Here is a 19,581-nt window from a genome sequence, read left to right as displayed (position 1 = left end):
GATCGGAGGGAATGGGCTAGCAGGAGTGCGTTATGTGCAAGGGCCGGCGTTGCAACCGTCGCCCTGGTGGCGTTCCTCCGTGCCGTCACCGCCGCCGGGCTGGGGACGGTCCGCGGCGGCCGCGTGCCGGACGAGCAGGCGGCGCGGGCCGGGGCCCTCGTCGCCGAGCTGGTCGTACGGGTTGGCCAGGGCACACTTGTTGATCGACAGGCATCCGCAGCCGATGCACTCGGTGAGGCTGTCACGCAGGTTCAGGAGCTGGGCGATGCGCTCGTCCAGTTCCTTGCGCCAGGTCTCGGACAGCCGCGCCCAGTCGGCCACTGTCGGGGTCCGCTCCTCAGGGAGGGTCTCGAGGGCCTCCTTGATCTGGCTCAGCGGGATGCCGACCCGCTGGGAGACCCGGATGAACGAGACCCGGCGCAGCGTGTCCCGGGAGAACCGGCGCTGGTTGCCGGCCGTCCGGCGGCTGCTGATCAGCCCCTTGGACTCGTAGAAATGCAACGCTGAGACGGCGACACCGCTCCGCTCGGCCAGCTGGCCGACGGTCAGCTCGTGCACCCTGTGTTCCAGCCGCGTCATGCCGTGCATGGTATTCGGCCGGGACGGGCGTCCAGCACCTTTCCGGCCATGATGATCAGCAGAGGGGCCGCGCCCGGCAGGCGCGGCCCCTCTGATCTCCTCAGCTCCTGCGAACTAGCCGAGGCGGTTCACGAGTGCGTTGTACTCGTCCCACAGCTCCTTGGGCAGGTGGTCGCCGAAGGTGTTGAAGAAGTCGGGGACCAGGGCGGCCTCTTCCTTCCACACCTCGTTGTCGACCGACAGCAGCGTGTCGAGGTCGGCCTCGTCCATCTCCAGCCCGCCCGTGTCCAGGGCCTGCTTGGTGGGCAGGTGCCCGATCGGGGTCTTGACCGCGTCGGCCTGGCCGTTGAGGCGCTCGACGATCCACTTCAGGACGCGGCTGTTCTCGCCGAAGCCTGGCCAGATGAACTTGCCGTCGGCGTTCTTACGGAACCAGTTGACGTAGTAGATCCGGGGCAGGTTCTCGGCGTTCGTGGACTTACCGATCTTCAGCCAGTGGCCGAAGTAGTCGCCCATGTTGTAGCCGCAGAACGGGAGCATGGCGAACGGGTCGCGGCGCAGCTCACCGACCTTGCCCTCGGCGGCGGCGGTCTTCTCCGACGCCACGTTGGCGCCGAGGAAGACGCCCTGCTGCCAGTCGAACGACTCGGTGACCAGCGGCACCGCGGTGGCGCGGCGGCCGCCGAACAGGATCGCCGAGATCGGCACGCCCTTGGGGTCCTCCCACTCCGGCGCGATGATCGGGCACTGCCCGGCCGGGGTGGTGAAGCGCGCGTTGGGGTGGGCCGCCGGAGTCTCCGAGTCGGGCGTCCAGTCGTTGCCCTTCCAGTCGGTGAGGTGGGCCGGCGGCTCGTCGGTGAGGCCCTCCCACCAGATGTCACCGTCGTCGGTGAGCGCGACGTTGGTGAAGATGCTGTTGCCCCACAGGGTCTTCACAGCGTTGGCGTTGGTGGAGTTGCCGGTGCCGGGCGCGACGCCGAAGAAGCCGGCCTCGGGGTTGATCGCGTAGAGGCGTCCGTCCTCGCCGAACCGCATCCAGGCGATGTCGTCGCCGATGGTCTCGACCTTCCAGCCCGGGATGGTCGGCTGGAGCATGGCGAGGTTGGTCTTGCCGCAGGCCGACGGGAACGCGGCGGCCACGTAGCGGGTCTCGCCGCTGAGCGGGGTGAGCTTGAGGATGAGCATGTGCTCGGCCATCCAGCCCTCGTCCCGCGCCATCGTCGAGGCGATCCGCAGCGCGTAGCACTTCTTGCCCAGCAGGGCGTTGCCGCCGTAGCCGGACCCGTAGGACCAGATCTCCCGGGTCTCGGGGAAGTGCGAGATGTACTTCTCGGAGTTGCACGGCCACGGCACGTCGGCCTGGCCCGGCTCCAGCGGGGCGCCGACGGAGTGCACCGCCTTGACGAACTGGCCGCGCTCCTCGATGAGGCGCAGCGCGCCCTCGCCCATCCGGGTCATGATCTTCATCGACACCGCGACGTACGGCGAGTCGGTGATCTCGACGCCCAGCTGCGAGATGTTGCCGCCGAGCGGTCCCATGCAGAACGGCACCACGTACATGGTGCGGCCCTTCATACAGCCCTTGAAGAGGCCGTCGAAGGTCGTGCGCATCTTCGCCGGGGCGATCCAGTTGTTGGTGGGACCGGCGTCCTCTTCCTTTTCGGAGCAGATGAACGTACGGTCTTCTACTCGCGCGACATCACTGGGATCAGAGGCGGCGTAGAAGCTGTTGGGACGCTTTTCGGGATTGAGGCGTTTGAATGTGCCCTGCTCGACGAGGAGGCCTGTCAGGCGCTCCCACTCGGCTTGCGAGCCATCGCACCACTCGACTCGGTCAGGCTCGGTCAGCTCGGCGATCTCCCGCACCCAGTCGATGAGCTCGGTGTGACTGGTCGGGGCCTGGTCGAGGCCGGGGACGACCTGGTTGGACACGGGCAACTCCTTCAGCTGTTCGCAGGATCCCTGCATCATGAACAAGGACCCGCGTTTTTGCCATTTGGTCTGGACCACTCAGAGCCTCTATTGGGCCTTCCGGGGCCTTTTTGTGAGAGAAATCACCGGCAACGGCGTCCGTTCTCTCCGCTGGGCTCCGACCTCGACATACAGTCGATCAAGCTGGGTAGACATGCGTTTCAGTGGCCTTGACAGCGGCCCACACCACGCTGCCTTCGACAAGCCCCAGCTCGGCCACTGCTCCCGGCGTCACGTCCGCGGCGGCCGCCAGGGGCGGGCCTTCCAGCCTTACCCGGACGCGGTCGCCCTGCCTTTCGATCGCCTCGACGCGCGCCTGCCAGAGGTTCCGTGGGCTGCCGTCCGGACGGCTCCGGTAGAGCGCCACCGACGATGGCGCGAATGCCAGGAAGACCTGGCCCTCAAGCTGGTCGACTGTGTCCAGTTTGATAGCACCATCATCGATCAGGACGGTTCCGGCCGCGGCATGACCTCGGTAAAGATTCAGTCCGACCAGCCGCGCGACATAGTCCGTCCGGGGTCGTCGCGCGACCTCGGCGGGTGGCCCCTCCTGCACCAGCCGCCCGTTCTCCAGCACCACCAGCCGGTCGGCGAGGACCATCGCGTCCAGCGGATCGTGGGTCACCAGCACGGCGGCGCCGTCGAAGCCGGCCAGATGGCGGCGCAGCGCGGCCCTGATCTCCAGCCGGGTGTGGGCGTCCAGCGCCGCCAGCGGCTCGTCGAGCAACAGCAGCCGGGGCCGCACCACCAGGGCCCGGGCCAGCGCCACCCGCTGTGCCTGTCCACCCGACAAGGCCCCGGGCCGCGCCTCGGCGTGGTCGGCCAGGCCGACGCGGGCCAGCCATTCGGCGGCCCGCCGGCGCGCCTCGCGCTTGCGTGTCCCCTGGCTGCGCGGCCCGAACGCCACGTTCTCGAGCGCGCTCAAGTGCGGGAACAGCAGGTAGTCCTGGAACACCATCCCGATCCCGCGCTGTTCGGGCGGCAGCGGGCGCAGGTCCGCCCCGTCCACGCGAAGGTGCCCGTCGTGCATCGGCACCAGGCCCGCCAGCGCCCGGAGGGCCGTCGACTTCCCCGCGCCGTTGGGCCCGAGCAGGGCCACGACCTCGCCAGGCTCCGCCGACAACTCCAGGTCCAGGTCGAACGAGCCGCGCCGGACGACCAGGCGAGCGTCGAGTCCCGTGGAGCCGCTCATATGGTCTTCACCGGGCTCTTGGCCTTCACCGGGGCTCATGTGGTGTTCACCCATCGATCCCTCAGGGCTGCCAGTACGAGGACGGACACGACCAGCAGGACCAGGCTGAGGACGATCGCGGCCTCCGGGTCGGTCTCCAGGGCCAGGTAGACGGCCAGCGGCATGGTCTGGGTACGGCCCGGGAAGTTGCCCGCGAACGTGATCGTCGCACCGAACTCGCCCAGCGCCCGTGCCCAGCACAGGATCGCCCCGGCCGCGATGCCCGGTGCCACCAGCGGCAGCGTGACCCGGCGGAAGATCGTCCAGCGGGTGGCGCCCAGCGTGGCCGCCGCCTCCTCGTAGCGCAGGTCGGCCGCCCTCAGTGCCCCCTCCACACTGATCACCAGGAACGGCATCGCCACGAACATCTCGGCGAGCACGACCCCGGCCGTGGTGAACGGCAGGGAGATCCCGAACGTGTCGTACAACCAGGCACCGACCAGGCCACGGCGGCCCAGCACCAGCAGCAAGGCCACACCGCCCACCACCGGCGGGAGCACCAGCGGGACCGTCACCAGCGCCCGGACCAGGCGCGCCCCCCGGAACGGCACCCGGGCCAGGAGCCAGGCAAGCGGCACCCCCAACAGCAGACACAGGCCGGTGGCGAGGGTCGCGGTGACCAACGAGAGCCTCAAAGCCTCCAGCACCTGCGGCTCTCCCAGCCGGGTGCCGATCGTCGACCAGGGCGCGCGGATCAGCAGCCCCGCCAACGGCAGTACCAGAAAGGCCAGCCCCACCAGCGCGGGAAGGAGGAGAATCCACGGCGGACGGCCCGGCAGTCTCTCGGCCGCTCGGCTCGGCCTGGTGCTCTGCTTGGTACTCAACATTCGGTGCTCAACATGAGATCAGCCGGGGCTCGCGGGCTCGAAACCGGCCTGGGTCAGGACCGCCTGCCCCTGCGCGGAAAGCACGAGCTGGACGAACTCCTTGGCCAACACGGACTGAGGGGCCTTGGGCAGCGCCACGATCGGATAGTCGTTGACCGCCTTGGCCGACTCGGGGAACTCGATCCCCCGCACCTTGGCGGCGGCGGCCTTGGCGTCGCTGCGGTAGACCAGACCCGCGTCAGCCTCGCCCAGACCCACCTTGGTCAGCACCGCCTTGACGTCCTGCTCCTGCGATGCGGGCTTGACCCGGACCCCCGCCGCCGCGAAAGCCTTGGTCGCAGCGGCCCCGCAGGGCACCTGCTCGGCGCACACCACGACCTTGAGGTTGGGCCGGGCCAGGTCGGCGAGCTTCGTCACCTTGCCCGGATCGTCCTTGGGGACCGCGATCACCAGGCGGTTCTTGGCGAAAACCTGCGATTCGCCGCTGACCTGCTTCATCGTGGCAGGGCTGGCGGAGGCGAAGACGTCGGCCGGAGCGCCCTGCCCGATCTGCTGCGCCAGCCCCGAGCTCCCACCGAAGTTGAACCGCACTTTCACACCCTGATGCGAGGCCTCGAACGTCTTGCCGAGCGAGGTGAACGACTCCGTCAGTGACGCGGCTGCGAACACGGTCAAAGTCTTCCCGCCCGACACCTCCCCGGTGTCACCGCAGCCCGTCGCCAACAGCGACAACCCGACGGCGACCGCGACGCTCTTCGACATGCTGGGCTTCGACATGCACGAGCTCCTTGAGATCAGTCGGGCAGCTCGACGACGACATTGGTGGATTTCACGACGGCCTCGGCGACGACCCCGACCTCGAGCCCGAGCTCGTCGGCCGCCTCCCGGCTCATCAGCGAGACCACCCGGAACGGCCCGGCCTGGATCTCCACCTGCGCCATGACGCCGTCGCGGATGACATCCGTGACGATGCCGCGCATGCGGTTGCGGGCGGAGGAGGCCCGGTGCTCCCCCCGCTCGTTCTGCCAGGACTGCGATCGCACGAAGGCGGCCAGTTCGGGCCCGGGCACCAGCCGATGCCCGTGCTCGTCGCGCACCGCGTTCAGCCGCCCGCCGTCCACCCACCGGCGAACGGTGTCCGCGCTGACACCGAGCAGCCCCGCGGCCTCACTGATCCGGAATGTCGCCACAGGCAAAGACTACCCATCGCACATGCCAGGCACATCCGGCAGATACCCCAGAAGATACAAGGCGGGGCAGCATTCACCCTTGGCAGATGCTCCAGCTGGCCGGGCGCGTCCGCCCAGCCAGGCACGTCCGCCCGGCCGAGCACATCCGCCCAGCCGGTCAGGGGTGTCCGCGCAGGACTTGGGCGATCATGCCGACCGTGCCCCAGTCGACGAGGCGGTCCCGCAGGATCTCGCCGAACGTCGCGATCTCGACGTACGTTCGCTCGCTGTCGGCCGCCACTCCGCCCGGACCGGCTGCCCGGAGCAGGGCGATCTCCTCCTCGGTGATCTCTGCGGAGAACAGGTGCGCGCGGTGGGCGGACATGGTGGCGTTGACCTGGCGGTCGCCGTGTGGCCGCAACCGCCCGGCGGCGAGGCGCAGCCCGGTCTCCTCGGCGACCTCCTGGACCGCGCGAACCAACGGGTCGGCAGGTCCCGCGCCGCCGGGCAGCTCGTGCACGAAGCCGTCCGGGGTGGTCGCCGGGCTCCGGAACTCCCGGACGAGCACCACGAGGGTCTCTTCGAGCGTCGGACCTGGACGGTAGAGGACGACCGTGCTGATGTCGGGCCGGGCGATGACCACCTCGTTGCTCTTCACGCGGTCTTCGGACGCCACGTACACCTGGACGTGGAGCCCCCAATGCAGTCCCATCCGCCAGTGCACGCGCGCGCCGCGCAGGGAGTTGCCCGCTCCGCGCTGCGCCGCGTACCAGCGCTGGAATGTCTCGGTACACCAGATGAGCAGCGGCACCTCGCGCTCGCCGTCCACCCGCAGGTCTCCGGGGCCGATGCGCTCCAGCGCCGCCGTGACCGTCCCTGGCAGGTCCGTCGCCGTCGGGACCCCGAGCTTGTGGGCGTAGTGCAGCAGATAGTTGTTCTTGGGCGCCTGCGGCGGCGCGCCGAAAACCGCGCGGCCGCTGTCATGCCACACGCCCCATTCGACGTTGGTGGTGAACGCGGGCATCGTCGCCAGGTCACGCGGCACGTAGAAGAGCACCTCATCGGCCAGGTGGAGGCAACGTTCCTCCCATTCGACCTGGCCGACGTAGTCGTCGTAGACGCCGTGCCGGTGCTCGGGCACGAACACCACGAGCCGCCCGCCACCGTGCCACTGCTTGCGCAGTTCCCGCAGCGCACCGGGCCGCCACGACTCCACGTCCGGCGTCCGGGGCGTCGGCCCGGCGAGGAACACCGCCGCGTGCCAGCTCTCAGGCGGCTCCTCATGCGCATGAACGACGATTACCTCGTGTCCCACTTTGCTCTCCGCTCGGCGTGCTTGGACCGGCCCCTCCGGGGTAAACGGATCCCAAAACAATCACATAAGCCCGGTCAGGAGGACCGAATCATGGCTGGGACAATGCACGTACCTCGTACCCGGGGCGTTCTGAGCGGCGTACTCCTGGTGCTCCTCGGACTGTGGGGCGGGCTGCTCCCCTTCGTCGGCCCGTACGCCGACTTCGGATTCACCCCCGACGACCCCTGGGTCTATGACACCGACCGCCTGCAGCTGAGCATCGCTCCCGCGATCGCCGTGGGGCTCGGCGGCCTGATCGTGCTGCTGAGCGCCAACCGCGCGTTCGCCATGTTCGGCGCGTGGATCGCCGTCCTGGGCGGCGCCTGGTTCGCGGTGGGCGGGCTGGTCGCCACGCTCTGGGACGTTGAAGGCGTCGGCGCCCCGCTGGGCACGGACGAAGGACGGCAACTGGCCGAGCAGCTGGCCGGATTCACCGGGCTCGGCGTCGTCACGGTGTTCCTCGCCGCGCTCGCGCTCGGCCGCTTCGCGGTGGTCGGGGTCAAGGAAGCCCGGCTGAACGAGTTCGGCGAAGAGAGGGCCGACGAGCAACGGGCCAGGGAAACCGATGACCACAAGACGACGCAGCCCATCGTGCGGTCGTCGTACGGCCGCTACGGCCGCGACTCGGCGAACCCCGCGCCACCGCCGCTACGGGAGTCGGACACCGCGCCCGAGGACCAGCGGGTCGCCGGCGATCGGGGAGCCGGCCGGCGTTGACGGCGGGTCCGGCTCAGGACCGGAGACAGCGCAGGAGCAGGCACCTCAGGAGCAGGCACCGCTGATCAGGCAGGAGCAAGCACCGCTGATCAGCGGTGCTTGCTCCTCATGTTGCGTACGGACTTCTCGGTCTCGTAGCTGCTCTTCTCGTGGACGCGCACATCGTCACGATCGGTGAACATCGCGGCGAAGGCGACCAGCAGCCCGACGCCGCCGATCCATGGCTCCCTCCACACGAAGCTGAGGGCCACACACACGACCGCCACGGACATGAGCAGCAGAAGCTTCACGTTCGTACTCCCCGACCCCGCGCCACCGGAAGACGTCGACTGGAACAACGGCCTGTTCTCGTTGTGTGGTCAACGAGTAAGAGGGAGCTTACATCGGGGAGCGGCGCGGCGGGAAGGTCACTTCTTCTTGCCGCGCTTCTCCCTGATCTTCATGGCGATGTCGAGCGGCGTGCCCTCGAAGCCGAACTCCTCGCGGAGACGGCGCTCGATGAAGCGGCGGTAGCCCTCCTCCAGGAAGCCGGAGGTGAAGAGCACGAAGCGGGGCGGCCGCACCCCCGCCTGGGTGGCGAAGAGGATCTTCGGCTGCTTGCCGCCGCGGATCGGGTGCGGGTGGGAGTTGACCAGGTCGGCGAAGAACTGGTTGAGCTTGGACGTCGGCACGCGGGTGCCCCAGCCCTCCAGCGCCGTCTCGATCGCCGGGACGAACTTCTCCATGTGCCGCCCGGTCTTGGCCGAGACGTTCACCCGGGGTGCCCAGCGCGCGTGGTGGAGCTGCCGGTCGATCTCGCGATCCAGATAGTGGCGGCGCTCCTCGTCCAGCAGGTCCCACTTGTTGTACGCGATCACCAGCGAGCGGCCGGAGTCGATCACCATGGAGATGATCCGCAGGTCCTGCTCGGTCAGGGTCTCGCTCGCGTCGACCAGCACGACCGCGACCTCGGCCCGCTCCAGGGCGGACTGGGTGCGCAGCGTGGCGTAGAAGTCGGCGCCCTGGTTCTCCCGGTGCCGGCGGCGGATGCCCGCGGTGTCGATGAACCGCCAGGTCTTGCCGCCCAGGTCGATCAGCTCGTCCACCGGGTCGCGGGTGGTGCCGGCGACCGCGTCGACGACCGCGCGCTGCTCCCCCGCCACCTTGTTGAGCAGGCTGGACTTGCCGACGTTGGGCCGCCCCAGCAGGGCGATCCGGCGCGGCCCGCCGACCTCGCCGAACGTCTCGGCGGGGGCCTCCTCGGGCAGCGCCTCCAGGACCGCGTCCAGCAGGTCACCGCTGCCGCGCCCGTGCAGCGCGCTGACCGGGTGGGGCTCGCCGATGCCCAGCGACCACAGGCCTGCCGCGTCGGCCTCGGTGCCCACGTCGTCGACCTTGTTGGCGACCAGCACGACCGGCTTGCCGGAACGGCGCAGGATCTCCACCACGGCCTCGTCGACGTCGGTGGCGCCCACGGTCGCGTCGACCACGAACATCACCACGTCGGCCAGGTCCACCGCCATCCGGGCCTGCTCGGCGATCGCGGCGGCCAGGCCCTGGGCGTCCGGCAGCCAGCCGCCGGTGTCGACCACGGTGAACCGGCGGCCGCTCCAGGTCGCGTCGTAGGCGACCCGGTCGCGGGTCACCCCGGGCACGTCCTCCACGACCGCCTCGCGGCGGCCGAGGATCCGGTTGACCAGGGTCGATTTGCCGACGTTGGGCCGGCCGACCACCGCCACCACCGGGGCGGGCGGCGCGTCCGGCGCCAGACCGTCCTCGTCGACGGTCACTGTCTCAAGTTCGTATTCGCTGCTGCTCACTGTGCTCTCCGCATGCCTGCGGGGGCGCCTTCCGGCACCGCGCCCCTCCGGCATGGCTCAATGTTGCTCTTTCGCGAGGCGGATGACCGCCTCGATGACCTCGCCGAGGCTGAGCTCGGTCGAGTCGATCTCATGCGCGCCCGCCGCCATGGTCAGCGGGGACGCCTTGCGGGTGGAGTCGAGCTTGTCCCGGCGGGCCTGCTCGGCCTGCGTGACCGTCACAGTGGCGCCGGGGTCGGCGGCCAGGTCCTTGGCCCGCCGCGCCGCCCGGACCTCCTCGCTGGCCGTGAGGTAGACCTTGACCGGGGCGTCCGGTGCGACGACCGTGCCGATGTCGCGGCCCTCCACGACGATCCCCCCGGTACCGATGATCTCACGCTGGAGGGCCACCAGCCGCGCCCGGACCTCCGGCACGGCGCTCACCGCGCTGACGGCGTTGGTCACCTCGCGGGACCGGATCGGCCCGGACACGTCGGCGCCGTCCACGCTGATCGTGGGCGCGTCGGGGTCGGTGCCGCTCTCCAGCACGGGGTCGCCCGCCTTGGCCGCCACCGCGGCGGCGTCGTCGACCGGTACGCCGTGGTCCAGCATCCACCACGTCATGGCCCGGTACATGGCGCCGGTGTCGAGGTAGCGGAGCCCGAGGGCGCGGGCCACGCCCTTGGAGGCGCTGGACTTGCCGGACCCGGAGGGGCCGTCCATGGCGATGACGAGCGACACGTTCGCTGCCTTTCGTTCAAGATCGAAAACATGACGAAACGGGCTGCGGGCACGAGTCGCACCGCCCTCTGCTCCCTGCCGCCCTCTACTCCCTGCGGAGCTCCGGCCCTTCAGGCTACCGGCCCCGGGGCTCAGCCCGGGACGGACCAGCCGCGCGCCCGCAGTTCCTCGGCGAGGCGCTCGGCGGCCTCGGGCTTCACCGAGATCTCCAGGACGCCCAGCGGACGGCCGGGTGAATGCTCGATCGTCACGTCCTCGATGTTGACCCCGGCGATCCCGGCCGCCTGGAAGATCATCGCGAGCTCGCCCGGGCGGTCGGGGATCATCACCGGCACCACGGCGTAGGTCTTCAGGTCGCCGCCGTGCTTGCCCGGGATGCGGGCCCGTCCCGCGTTGCCGCGCAGGAGAAGATCGGCGACGTGTGCGGCGGCGCCCTCACTGCCGTCGCGCAGCAGCGAGGCCGCGACGGCCAGGTCGGTCGCGACGGCCTCCAGGACCTCGGCGACCGGCTCGGAGTTGGCGGACAGGATGCCGATCCACATCCGGGGGTCACTGGCGGCGATCCGGGTGACGTCCCGGACGCCCTGCCCCGCGAGGCCCAGGGCCACGTCGTCGGCGGCGGTGAGGCGGGCGGCGACGGCGGCCGACACCACGTGCGGGCCGTGCGAGACCAGCGCGACGGCCCGGTCGTGCTCCTCGGCGTCCACGGAGACCGGCTCGGCGCCGCAGGCCCGGGCGAGCGCGGTGACGGCCGCGACCGCCTCGGGCTTGGCCTCGGGGGGCGCGCACAACGCCCACGGCCTGCCCAGGAAAAGATCGTCCTGCGCGGCGGCGGGCCCGGACCGCTCACGCCCAGCCAGCGGATGCCCGGCCACGAACACGCTCAGGTCGCAGCCCAGCTGGGCGGCCTGCGCCAGCGGCAGGGCCTTCACGCTGGCGACGTCGGTGTAGATCTTGGCCAGCCCGCGCTTCTGCGCGTCCAGCAGCGTGACCGCGACGGCGGCGGCCGGAACCGCGAGCACCGCGAGATCGGCGGGCTCCTCGGCGGCCCCGTCCGGGAGGGCCTGGCCCGCGCCCAGCTCCACCGCCATCCGCAGCGAGCCCTCGTCCCGGTCGGTGAGCAGGACCTCGGCGCCGCGCTTGCGCATGGCCAGCGCGATCGACGTCCCGATCAGCCCGGTCCCGACGACGACGATGCGCCCTGGAATGCCCTCTTCAACCACCGCAACAGCCTATCGGCCCTGGGCCCTGACCCTGCCCGGTTGACGTACGGCCCAGCCCGGAACAGGCGCCGATCATTGGGCGATGTCGAGCCGCAGGGCGGTGGCGCCGCGCAGATAGACGTGCTGGATGTCCGACCGCGGGCGGTCGACCTCGACGTGCGCCATCAGCCGGATCACCCGGGGCAGCGCGTGCGGCACGGCGATCTCGCTCGCGCACAGCAGCGGCACCTCGTGGAAGCCGAGCTTGCGGGCGGCGAGCGCCGGGAACTCCGCGGTGAGGTCGGGGGTCGCCGTGAAGACCACGCTGATGACGTCGTCGGTGGTCAGCTCGTTGCGGGCCATGACCTCGGTGACGAGCTCGGTGGTCGCCTCCAGGATCTGGTCCCGGACGTCGGCGTCGACCTGCGTCGCACCCCGGATCGCGCGTACCGCCACTTGTGTCCCTCCTACAGATTCACGGCCTTACAGATCCACACAGCCCTACAGATTCACGGCCTTGTAGAGCTCTCCGACCTCTTTCACGGTCAGCGCCCGCATGTTGCCCGGCTTGAGCAGGCCGAGCTTGATCGGTCCGAACTCTATGCGCGCCAGCTGCTGGACGGGGAACCCGACCTCCTTGAGCAGCCGCCGCACGATGTGCTTGCGGCCCTCGTGCAACGTGATCTCCACCAGCACCCGGCGGCCCACCTGGTCGAAGATCCGGAACTTGTCGGCCTTGGCCGGGCCGTCCTCCAGGTGCACGCCCGCCTTGAGCCGCCGACCGAGGTCACGCGGGATCGGGCCGTGGATCTCGGCAAGGTAGGTCTTCTCCACGCCGAAGCTGGGGTGGGTCAGCCGGTGGGCCAGCTCGCCGTCGTTGGTGAGCAGGATCAGGCCCTCGGTGTCGGTGTCGAGACGGCCCACGTGGAACAGCCGCTCGGGCACCTCCACATAGGCGGCCAGCGACTTGCGGCCGCGCTCGTCCTTCATCGTGCTGACCACGCCGCGCGGCTTGTTGATCATGTAGTAGCGCATCTCGGCGCGGGTCTCCACCCGGCGCCCGTCGACGTGGATGACGGCCCGCTGGGGGTCGACCTTCTCGCCGAACCGGAACACGACCTTGCCGTCGACGGTGACCCGGCCCTCGCCGATCAGTTCCTCGCAGTGGCGGCGGCTGCCGATCCCGGCCTCGGCCAGGACCTTCTGCAGGCGCACCTCGTTGGCGCTGCCCTCGTTCTCGCTCAATGTCCCTCGATGATCTCTTCAGGTAGGTCGTCGGGCAGGTAGGGGGCCAGGTCGGGGAGCTCCTCGACGCTGCGCAACCCCAGCCGCTCCAGGAAGTACCCGCTGGTGCGGTAGAGGTGCGCCTGCGTCTCGGGGTCCTGCCCTGCCTCTTCGATGAGGCCCCGCAGTGTCAGGGTCCGGATGACCCCGTCGCTGTTGACGCCGCGGATCGCCGACACCCTGGCCCGGCTCACCGGCTGGCGGTAGGCCACCACGGCGAGCGTCTCCAGTGCGGCCTGCGTCAGCCGGGCCTGCTGCCCGTCAGTGACGAAGCGTTCCACCACCGGGGCGCACACGTCCCGGGTGTAGAACCGCCAGCCGCCGGCGATCTCCCTCAGATCGAACCCCCGGCCCTGCTCGGTGTATTCCGCGGCCAGTTCCCGCAGGGTGGCCACCACCTCGCCGCGCGGGCGCTCCAGGATCTGCGCCAGCGTGATCTCGGCGACCGGCTCGTCCACCACCAGCAGGATCGCCTCGACCGAGGCACGCAGCCCCGGAAGATCATCCGCGGTGGTGTCCTCGCGGGGTTGCTCAGTCATCGTCGTCGTCTTTCCCGTTCTTGACGGGCTCGGGGGAGCCCTCGTACTCGTCGACCTGGACATCGCCCTCGTCGCTGCCGGTCCAGGTGATGTGCAGCTCGCCCAGCGGCTCGGTCTGCTCGAACGACACCGACAGGTCGCGGTAGAGCTCCAGCAGGGCCAGGAACCGGGCCACGACCTGGTAGGTGCCCTCCACGTCGTCGATGAGCTCGCGGAAGGTCGTCGTGCGCAGCCGCCGGAGGCGTTCGACCACGATCGCGGCCTGTTCCTTGATGCTCGCCTTCGGCTGGTACATGTGCTGGACGGAGACCGACGGCGGCTCCTTGGGCGCGAAGACCTTGCCCGCCAGGCGGGCGAACTCGGCCGGGCCGAGCCCGAGCAGCACCTCCGGGAGGAGGCCCGCGAACCGGGGCTCCATCGGGACGATGCGCGGGTAGCGCTTGGCCTCCTCGGCCATCCGCGCGGTGAAGGCCTTGGCGACCTCCTTGTACGCACGGTACTGCAGCAGCCGCGCGAACAGCAGGTCGCGGGCCTCCAGCAGCGCGAGGTCCTCCTCGTCGTCCACCTCGCCCGAGGGCAGCAGGCGGGCGGCCTTCAGGTCCAGCAGGGTCGCCGCGACCAGCAGGAAGTGGCTGGCCTGGTCGAGGTCCCATTCCTTGCCGTGCGACCGGATGAACGCGATGAAGTCGTCGGTGACCTTGTGCAGCGACACCTCGGTGATGTCGAGCTTGTGCTTGGAGATGAGTCCCAGCAGCAGGTCGAACGGGCCTTCGAAGTTGTCCAGGTGGACCTGGAAGCCGCGTGCCTGCTCGGCACCGGGCTCCGCCGAGTCTGCCTGCGTCTCGTCCACATCCCTCACGCTAGCGGAGGCCAACTCAGCCCTCGCCGTCGCGGAGGCGGCGGACCAGCGTGCTGCGCTCGCCCCGCACCTCGAAGTCGGCGAGGATCGCGGCGACCGCCTCGCGGACGATCCGGCCGCGGTCGACGCTCAGCGCGTGCTCGGCGCGCAGGGTGAGGCGCAGGCGCTCCAGGTCGAGCAGCTCGCCCGCGGACACATAGACCGTGATCTTGGAGTCATGGCGCTGGCGGCCGGTGGGGCGGCGCCCAGCCACAGGTGCAGCCACCGGAACGGCGGCCGGGGCGGGCACCGGCAGGGCGGTCTGCGTGGGCACCGGTGCGGCGGTTGGTGCAGTAGCCGGTGCGGCGGCCGGCGCGGCGGCCTTGCCGGGAGGTTTCGGGGCGGTGGGACGGAAGATCTCATCCGCTCCGGGCAGCCTTACCCGACGTGACGCCACCTTTCGAGCACCTCCCGCGCGAGACCACGATATGCGTTCGCCCCCATCGAGTTGGGGTCGAAGTACGTGATCGGCTCCCCGGCGACGGTCGCGTCAGGAAACCGTACCGTGCGATTGATGACCGTGTGGAAGACCTGGTCACCAAAGGCCTCGACGATTCTGCCGAGGACCTCGCGGGTGTGCAGTGTGCGGGAGTCGTACATGGTGCCGAGGACGCCGTCGATCACCAGGCCCGGGTTGATCCGGCCCTGCACCTTCTCGATGGTCTCCATCAGCAGCGCGACGCCGCGCATGGCGAAGTATTCGCACTCCAGCGGGACGAGCACGCCCTCGCTGGCGGCCAGCGCGTTGACCGTCAGCAGGCCGAGCGACGGCTGGCAGTCGATGAGGATGTAGTCGTAGTACGGCATGGCCGGTTTGAGCACGCCGGCGAGGATGTACTCGCGGCCGACCTCGTGCACGAGCTGGACTTCGGCGCCCGACAGGTCGATGTTGCTCGGCAGCAGGTCGAGCCCCTCGACGCCGGTGTCGATGACGACGTCCTCCCACTCGACGTCCCGCTCCAGGAGCAGGTTGTGGACCGTGACGTCGAGTTGGCGCGGGTCGCCCTTGCCCAGGCCGACCGAGAGCGCGCCCTGCGGGTCGAAGTCCACCAGCAGCACCTTGCGGCCGTACTCGGCGAGCGCGGCCCCCAGGTTGATGGTGGTGGTGGTCTTGCCGACTCCGCCCTTCTGGTTGCAGATCGCCACGATCCGCGCCGGCCCGTGCTCGGCCAGCGGCTCCGGTTCGGGGAACGTCGGTACGGGGCGTTGAGTCGGCCCGAGGGCTCGACGCGGATCGGTCTCTATGGTGGCGGAGGACAGAACGCCTTCCGCAGCGTGTGTGCTGGTCACCAGATCCCTCCCGGGCGGCCCGAAAATGCCATCCAGAACCGGGACTCTAGGGCTTGACACCGTGCGTCTCAAGCCGACGCGCGCCGATAGTCGGGATTAGTCAGCTCCGGGCGCGGGGGTGGGAGGTCGCGTAGACCTCTCGCAGGAGCTGGACCGTCACCAGCGTATAGACCTGCGTCGTGGTCACGGAGGCGTGCCCGAGCAGCTCCTGAACGACCCTGACGTCCGCTCCCCCGTCCACCAGATGTGTGGCGAACGAATGCCGGAGGGTATGCGGTGAGACGTCCGTCAGCCCGGCACGCTCCGCGGCGGCTCCCAGGACCATCCAGGCGCCCTGTCGCGACAGCCGCCCGCCGCGCGCGTTGAGGAACAGCGCTGGCCCGCCGCGCCCTGCTTTTGTGTGCCCTGCTTTTGTGCGCCCAGCCTTGGCGAGCTCAGGCCGGGCCCGGACGAGATAGGCCTCGACGGCACGCCGGGCGTAGTCGCCGATCGGCACCACGCGCGTCTTGCCGCCCTTGCCGGAGACCCGGGCGAACCCCTCGTCCAGGTCGAGGTCGTCGACGTCCAGGCCGACCGCCTCGGAGATGCGGGCGCCCGATCCGTACAGCAGCTCAAGCAGGGCGCGGTCGCGGAGCCCCCGGGCGACCTCGGCGGGTCCGCCCGCCTCCCCCGCCACGCCGGCCGCCGCCAGCAGCCGTTCCACGTCGCTGAGCGAGATGGCCTTGGGCAGCCTGCGGGGCGGCGTGGGCGGTTTGACGTCCCGGGCGGGGTCGCCGGGCGCGAGGCCCTCGCGGAGCGCGAACCGGTGCAGGCCGCGGACGGCGACGACCGCCCGCGCCGCCGAGCCCGCCGACAGCGGCGGATGGTCCTCGTCGCCCTCGCGCAGGCCCACCAGGAACGCCCGCACGTCGTCCTCGGTGATCTGGTCGATGGCGTCGCGTCCCCGGCCGGTCAGCACTGTGACGTAGCGGCGCAGGTCACGCCGGTAGGAGCTGAGCGTGTTGGCGGCCAGCCCCCGTTCCACGGCGAGGTGACCCAGGTAGGTGCGAACGGCGGACGCCAGCCTGGTCTCCGGACCGGCGGGGGCCCGCTCGGCGTACCGGCCGGTCGTGCTCGGTGACAGTTGCGGCACCTCTTCCGGGCGGGGCGCGGACATGGGACGTGCCCATCATGCCTTCTCCCGCCGGCGGGAGGGACGCCGACGCCCCGGCGGCCGATCGGACCGCCGGGGCGCCGCTGTCAGTCACTCCTCCGGCGCGTCCGCCGGGCGCAGGTCGCGGAAGCCGCGCGCGTGCGCGGCGCTGACCGCGAGGATGCCGGTCGCGGCGATCATGTTGTGGATCTCGCCGGCGAGCACCTTGCGGACCGCCTCGGCCAGCGGCACCCAGACGACCGGCATGTCGGCCTCCTCGTGCACCCGCTCGAAGTCGATCTCGTCGGCGGGGACCTCGGTCAGCTCGCGGGCCAGGAAGATCCGGGTGCGTTCGTCCGACATCCCCGAGGACGGGAAGACGTCGACGAGCGTGTCCCACCGGCCGGCGCGGTAGCCCGCCTCCTCCAGCAGCTCCCGCTCGGCGAGCTGCTGGAGCGGCTCGCCGTCCTTGTCGCGGAGCCCCGCGGGCGCCTCCCACAGCAGGTGGCCGACGGGATGCCGGTACTGCCGGACGAGGAGCACGCGGTCCCGGTCGTCGAGCGCGAGGATGCCGACCGAGCCGAGGTGCTCGATGAGGTCCCGCTGGACGATCTCGGTGCCGGCGCCGCTGGGCATGCGCACCGAGTCGCGGCGGACCTTGAAGACGTGCCCGTCGAACTCCTCGCTGGTGCCGGTGACCTCCCAGCGCTCCGGCCGGTCACGCACGTCCCCCGGGCCCAGCCCGTGGCCGGTGACAGGGCCGGTCACTGGACCGCGCCGGCGCGGCTGTCGGCGTAGTCGAGCGCGGCCGAGATCAGGCCGGTGAACAGCGGGTGCGGGCGGGTCGGCCGGGACCGGAACTCCGGGTGGGCCTGCGTGCCGACGAAGAACGGGTGTGCCTCGCGCGGCAGCTCTACGTACTCCACCAGGCGGCCGTCGGGCGACAGGCCGCTGAACCGCAGGCCGGCCTTCTCCAGCTGGTCGCGGTAGGCGTTGTTGACCTCGTAGCGGTGCCGGTGCCGCTCGGACGCCTTGGCCTCGCCGTACAGCTCCCGGACGATCGAGCCCTCGCCCAGGTCGGCCGGGTAGAGGCCGAGCCGCATGGTGCCGCCCATGTCGCGCTCGCCGGCCACCACGTCGACCTGGTCGGCCATCGTGGCCACCACCGGGTGCGTGGTGGCGGAGTCGAACTCGGTGCTGCCGGCGTCGTCCAGCCCGGCCAGCGTCCGGGCGGACTCGATCACCATGCACTGCAGGCCGAGGCAGATGCCCAGCAGGGGGACGCGGTTCTCGCGGGCGTGCCTGATCGCGCCGAGCTTGCCCTCGATGCCGCGCACGCCGAAGCCGCCCGGGACGAGCAGGCCGTCCACGCCGTCGAGCTCGCGCTTGGCGCCCTCGGGCGTCTCGCAGTCGTCGCTCTTGACCCAGCGGATGTGGACCTTGGCGTCGTTGCCGAACCCGCCGTGGCGCAGCGCCTCGGTGACCGACAGGTAGGCGTCGGGCAGGTCGATGTACTTGCCGACCAGCGCGATCGTGACCTCGCGGGCCGGACGGTGAACGCGGCGCAGCAGCTCGTCCCAGGCGCCCCAGTCGACGTCGCGGAACGGCAGGCCGAGGCGGCGCACCACGTAGGCGTCCAGCCCCTCGGAGTGCAGCACCTTGGGGATGTCGTAGATGCTGGCGGCGTCCACGGCCGAGACGACGGCCTCGCGGTCCACGTCGCACATCAAGCTGATCTTGTGCTTGAGCCCGTCGGTGATCGGCCGGTCCGAGCGGCACACGATCGCGTCGGGCTGGATGCCGATGGACCGCAGCGCGGCGACCGAGTGCTGCGTCGGCTTGGTCTTGAGCTCGCCGGACGGCCCGATGTAGGGCAGCAGCGAGACGTGCAGGAAGAAGCAGTTGTCACGGCCGATCTCGTGCCGGATCTGCCGGACCGACTCCAGGAAGGGCAGGGACTCGATGTCGCCGACCGTGCCGCCCACCTCAGTGATCACCAGATCGACGTCACCCTCGGCCATGCCGGTGATGCGGTCCTTGATCTCGTTGGTGATGTGCGGGATCACCTGGACGGTGTCGCCGAGGTACTCGCCGCGGCGCTCCTTGGCGATCACGTTGGAGTAGACCTGACCGGTGGTGACGTTGGCCGAGCCGTGCAGCTCGGTGTCCAGGAACCGCTCGTAGTGGCCGATGTCGAGGTCGGTCTCGGCCCCGTCGTCGGTGACGAAGACCTCCCCGTGCTGGAACGGGTTCATGGTCCCGGGGTCGACGTTGAGGTAGGGGTCCAGCTTCTGCATGGTGACGCGGAGGCCGCGGAGGGCGAGAAGCCGCCCCAGGCTGGACGCCGTCAGTCCCTTGCCGAGGCTGGAGGCGACACCGCCGGTGACGAAGAGGTGCTTGGTAGGACGTGACCTACCAGTGGCTGCCGATGGCAAGAAGACGCTCCCGTGGTCGTTGCGAGGCGGACGTTACCGCACTGTCCACGGGCCACCAGGATAACAGCCGCCCGGACCCGCGGCGTCCGGGACGGGGTCCCGCCTGGTGTGTCACGCCCCTGGTCAGGGCCCACACGCCCCCGCTCACACCCGAAATCGCCGCGCACATAGGCCCTTCGCGCCAATTTCGGCGGCCATGCATGATCCCCGCAAGACAGGCAAGTCGAACGCGCAGACCGAGCCAGGCAGGCCGGTGGGCCAGGTGAGGCAGGCAGGCCGGAGGGCCAGGTGGGCAGGCCGGGCAAGCCAGGCAGGCCAGGTGTGGCCGGGCAGGCCGGTGGGCTAGTTGGGCCGAGCAAGCCTGCTGCGCAGGGTGGGCCAGCAGGGTGGGCCAGCAGGGTGGGTCGGCAGGGATAGGCAGGCCGGATGGGCAG

General features: G+C 70.5%; 21 protein-coding genes. 1 reads left to right on the top strand and 20 read right to left on the bottom strand.

Annotated elements, in window-relative coordinates; translation table 11 throughout:
• Nucleotides 1–30 precede the first annotated feature (30 nt).
• The 7 genes from soxR to ACH34W_RS07685 all read right to left on the bottom strand — a co-directional run bounded on the left by soxR (nucleotide 31) and on the right by ACH34W_RS07685 (nucleotide 7,092).
• Nucleotides 31–579: a redox-sensitive transcriptional activator SoxR gene (gene soxR, locus ACH34W_RS07715; protein WP_395960004.1), complete on the bottom strand. Its 549-nt coding sequence runs from the start codon at nucleotides 577–579 to the stop codon at nucleotides 31–33.
• Nucleotides 580–693: 114 nt separating this feature from the next.
• Nucleotides 694–2,511 carry a phosphoenolpyruvate carboxykinase (GTP) gene (locus tag ACH34W_RS07710; RefSeq protein WP_395960003.1) on the bottom strand — a complete coding sequence of 606 codons (1,818 nt, stop codon included), beginning with the start codon at nucleotides 2,509–2,511 and terminating at the stop codon, nucleotides 694–696.
• Between the two features lie 178 nt (nucleotides 2,512–2,689).
• Nucleotides 2,690–3,781 (bottom strand): ABC transporter ATP-binding protein, encoded by a 1,092-nt coding sequence (locus ACH34W_RS07705; protein WP_395960002.1) that lies wholly within the window; start codon nucleotides 3,779–3,781, stop codon nucleotides 2,690–2,692.
• Nucleotides 3,778–4,608, bottom strand: a complete 831-nt coding sequence (locus tag ACH34W_RS07700) for an ABC transporter permease (protein ID WP_395960001.1) — start codon at nucleotides 4,606–4,608, stop codon at nucleotides 3,778–3,780. Before ACH34W_RS07700 ends, ACH34W_RS07705 begins: the two co-directional genes overlap by 4 nt.
• 18 nt (nucleotides 4,609–4,626) lie before the next feature.
• Entirely contained in the window at nucleotides 4,627–5,385 is a 759-nt protein-coding gene (gene modA, locus ACH34W_RS07695) for a molybdate ABC transporter substrate-binding protein (RefSeq protein ID WP_395960000.1), read from the bottom strand.
• Nucleotides 5,386–5,402: 17 nt separating this feature from the next.
• A complete protein-coding gene (locus ACH34W_RS07690) occupies nucleotides 5,403–5,798 on the bottom strand; it encodes a molybdopterin-binding protein (RefSeq protein ID WP_151566704.1) in 396 nt (131 codons plus the stop codon).
• Between the two features lie 157 nt (nucleotides 5,799–5,955).
• Nucleotides 5,956–7,092: a nucleoside 2-deoxyribosyltransferase domain-containing protein gene (locus ACH34W_RS07685; protein WP_395959999.1), complete on the bottom strand. Its 1,137-nt coding sequence runs from the start codon at nucleotides 7,090–7,092 to the stop codon at nucleotides 5,956–5,958.
• 90 nt (nucleotides 7,093–7,182) lie between these two features.
• Between ACH34W_RS07685 and ACH34W_RS07680 the strand changes: the two genes are divergently transcribed.
• Nucleotides 7,183–7,848: a hypothetical protein gene (locus ACH34W_RS07680; RefSeq protein ID WP_395959998.1), complete on the top strand. Its 666-nt coding sequence runs from the start codon at nucleotides 7,183–7,185 to the stop codon at nucleotides 7,846–7,848.
• Nucleotides 7,849–7,937: 89 nt separating this feature from the next.
• Here the strand turns inward: ACH34W_RS07680 and ACH34W_RS07675 are convergent, their stop codons facing one another.
• The 13 genes from ACH34W_RS07675 to ACH34W_RS07615 form a co-directional block, all read right to left on the bottom strand.
• Nucleotides 7,938–8,138 carry a hypothetical protein gene (locus ACH34W_RS07675; RefSeq protein WP_395959997.1) on the bottom strand — a complete coding sequence of 67 codons (201 nt, stop codon included), beginning with the start codon at nucleotides 8,136–8,138 and terminating at the stop codon, nucleotides 7,938–7,940.
• Between the two features lie 117 nt (nucleotides 8,139–8,255).
• Nucleotides 8,256–9,647: a ribosome biogenesis GTPase Der gene (gene der / locus ACH34W_RS07670; protein WP_395959996.1), complete on the bottom strand. Its 1,392-nt coding sequence runs from the start codon at nucleotides 9,645–9,647 to the stop codon at nucleotides 8,256–8,258.
• Nucleotides 9,648–9,704: 57 nt separating this feature from the next.
• Nucleotides 9,705–10,367 carry a (d)CMP kinase gene (gene cmk, locus ACH34W_RS07665; RefSeq protein ID WP_395959995.1) on the bottom strand — a complete coding sequence of 221 codons (663 nt, stop codon included), beginning with the start codon at nucleotides 10,365–10,367 and terminating at the stop codon, nucleotides 9,705–9,707.
• A 131-nt stretch (nucleotides 10,368–10,498) separates the two neighbouring features.
• Complete coding sequence (locus ACH34W_RS07660; RefSeq protein WP_395959994.1) at nucleotides 10,499–11,590, bottom strand: prephenate dehydrogenase; 1,092 nt, start codon at nucleotides 11,588–11,590, stop codon at nucleotides 10,499–10,501.
• A 72-nt stretch (nucleotides 11,591–11,662) separates the two neighbouring features.
• The gene (aroH, locus tag ACH34W_RS07655; RefSeq protein WP_395959993.1) at nucleotides 11,663–12,025 is read right to left on the bottom strand and encodes a chorismate mutase; all 363 of its coding nucleotides are present in this window, start codon (nucleotides 12,023–12,025) and stop codon (nucleotides 11,663–11,665) included.
• A 45-nt stretch (nucleotides 12,026–12,070) separates the two neighbouring features.
• Entirely contained in the window at nucleotides 12,071–12,814 is a 744-nt protein-coding gene (locus ACH34W_RS07650) for a pseudouridine synthase (RefSeq protein ID WP_395959992.1), read from the bottom strand.
• Entirely contained in the window at nucleotides 12,811–13,392 is a 582-nt protein-coding gene (gene scpB / locus ACH34W_RS07645; protein WP_395959991.1) for an SMC-Scp complex subunit ScpB, read from the bottom strand. Before scpB ends, ACH34W_RS07650 begins: the two co-directional genes overlap by 4 nt.
• A complete protein-coding gene (locus ACH34W_RS07640; protein WP_395959990.1) occupies nucleotides 13,385–14,242 on the bottom strand; it encodes a segregation and condensation protein A in 858 nt (285 codons plus the stop codon). The genes scpB and ACH34W_RS07640 overlap by 8 nt, the downstream gene beginning before the upstream one ends.
• 25 nt (nucleotides 14,243–14,267) lie before the next feature.
• Nucleotides 14,268–14,687 carry a hypothetical protein gene (locus tag ACH34W_RS07635; RefSeq protein WP_395959989.1) on the bottom strand — a complete coding sequence of 140 codons (420 nt, stop codon included), beginning with the start codon at nucleotides 14,685–14,687 and terminating at the stop codon, nucleotides 14,268–14,270.
• Nucleotides 14,669–15,535 carry a ParA family protein gene (locus ACH34W_RS07630; RefSeq protein ID WP_395960072.1) on the bottom strand — a complete coding sequence of 289 codons (867 nt, stop codon included), beginning with the start codon at nucleotides 15,533–15,535 and terminating at the stop codon, nucleotides 14,669–14,671. The genes ACH34W_RS07635 and ACH34W_RS07630 overlap by 19 nt, the downstream gene beginning before the upstream one ends.
• A 145-nt stretch (nucleotides 15,536–15,680) precedes the next feature.
• A complete protein-coding gene (locus ACH34W_RS07625) occupies nucleotides 15,681–16,736 on the bottom strand; it encodes a site-specific tyrosine recombinase XerD (RefSeq protein ID WP_395959988.1) in 1,056 nt (351 codons plus the stop codon).
• 87 nt (nucleotides 16,737–16,823) lie between these two features.
• A complete protein-coding gene (locus ACH34W_RS07620) occupies nucleotides 16,824–17,480 on the bottom strand; it encodes an NUDIX domain-containing protein (protein WP_395959987.1) in 657 nt (218 codons plus the stop codon).
• Nucleotides 17,477–19,147 carry a CTP synthase gene (locus ACH34W_RS07615; protein WP_395959986.1) on the bottom strand — a complete coding sequence of 557 codons (1,671 nt, stop codon included), beginning with the start codon at nucleotides 19,145–19,147 and terminating at the stop codon, nucleotides 17,477–17,479. The genes ACH34W_RS07620 and ACH34W_RS07615 overlap by 4 nt, the downstream gene beginning before the upstream one ends.
• Nucleotides 19,148–19,581 lie beyond the last annotated feature (434 nt).

This window comes from Actinomadura sp. 6N118, assembly GCF_044326415.1.
GTDB lineage: Bacteria > Actinomycetota > Actinomycetes > Streptosporangiales > Streptosporangiaceae > Spirillospora.
The sequence above is the reverse complement of the archived record's forward strand: the minus strand, read 5'-3'. Positions and strand labels throughout refer to the sequence as shown.

What these genes read in the sequence shown, in the direction of transcription:
- ACH34W_RS07625 (WP_395959988.1), bottom strand. Translation starts at nt 16,736, where the DNA reads ATGTCCGCGCCCCGCCCGGAAGAGGTGCCGCAACTGTCACCGAGCACG.
- soxR (WP_395960004.1), bottom strand. Translation starts at nt 579, where the DNA reads ATGACGCGGCTGGAACACAGGGTGCACGAGCTGACCGTCGGCCAGCTG.
- ACH34W_RS07705 (WP_395960002.1), bottom strand. Translation starts at nt 3,781, where the DNA reads ATGAGCCCCGGTGAAGGCCAAGAGCCCGGTGAAGACCATATGAGCGGC.
- ACH34W_RS07700 (WP_395960001.1), bottom strand. Translation starts at nt 4,608, where the DNA reads ATGTTGAGTACCAAGCAGAGCACCAGGCCGAGCCGAGCGGCCGAGAGA.
- ACH34W_RS07680 (WP_395959998.1), top strand. Translation starts at nt 7,183, where the DNA reads ATGGCTGGGACAATGCACGTACCTCGTACCCGGGGCGTTCTGAGCGGC.
- modA (WP_395960000.1), bottom strand. Translation starts at nt 5,385, where the DNA reads ATGTCGAAGCCCAGCATGTCGAAGAGCGTCGCGGTCGCCGTCGGGTTG.
- scpB (WP_395959991.1), bottom strand. Translation starts at nt 13,392, where the DNA reads ATGACTGAGCAACCCCGCGAGGACACCACCGCGGATGATCTTCCGGGG.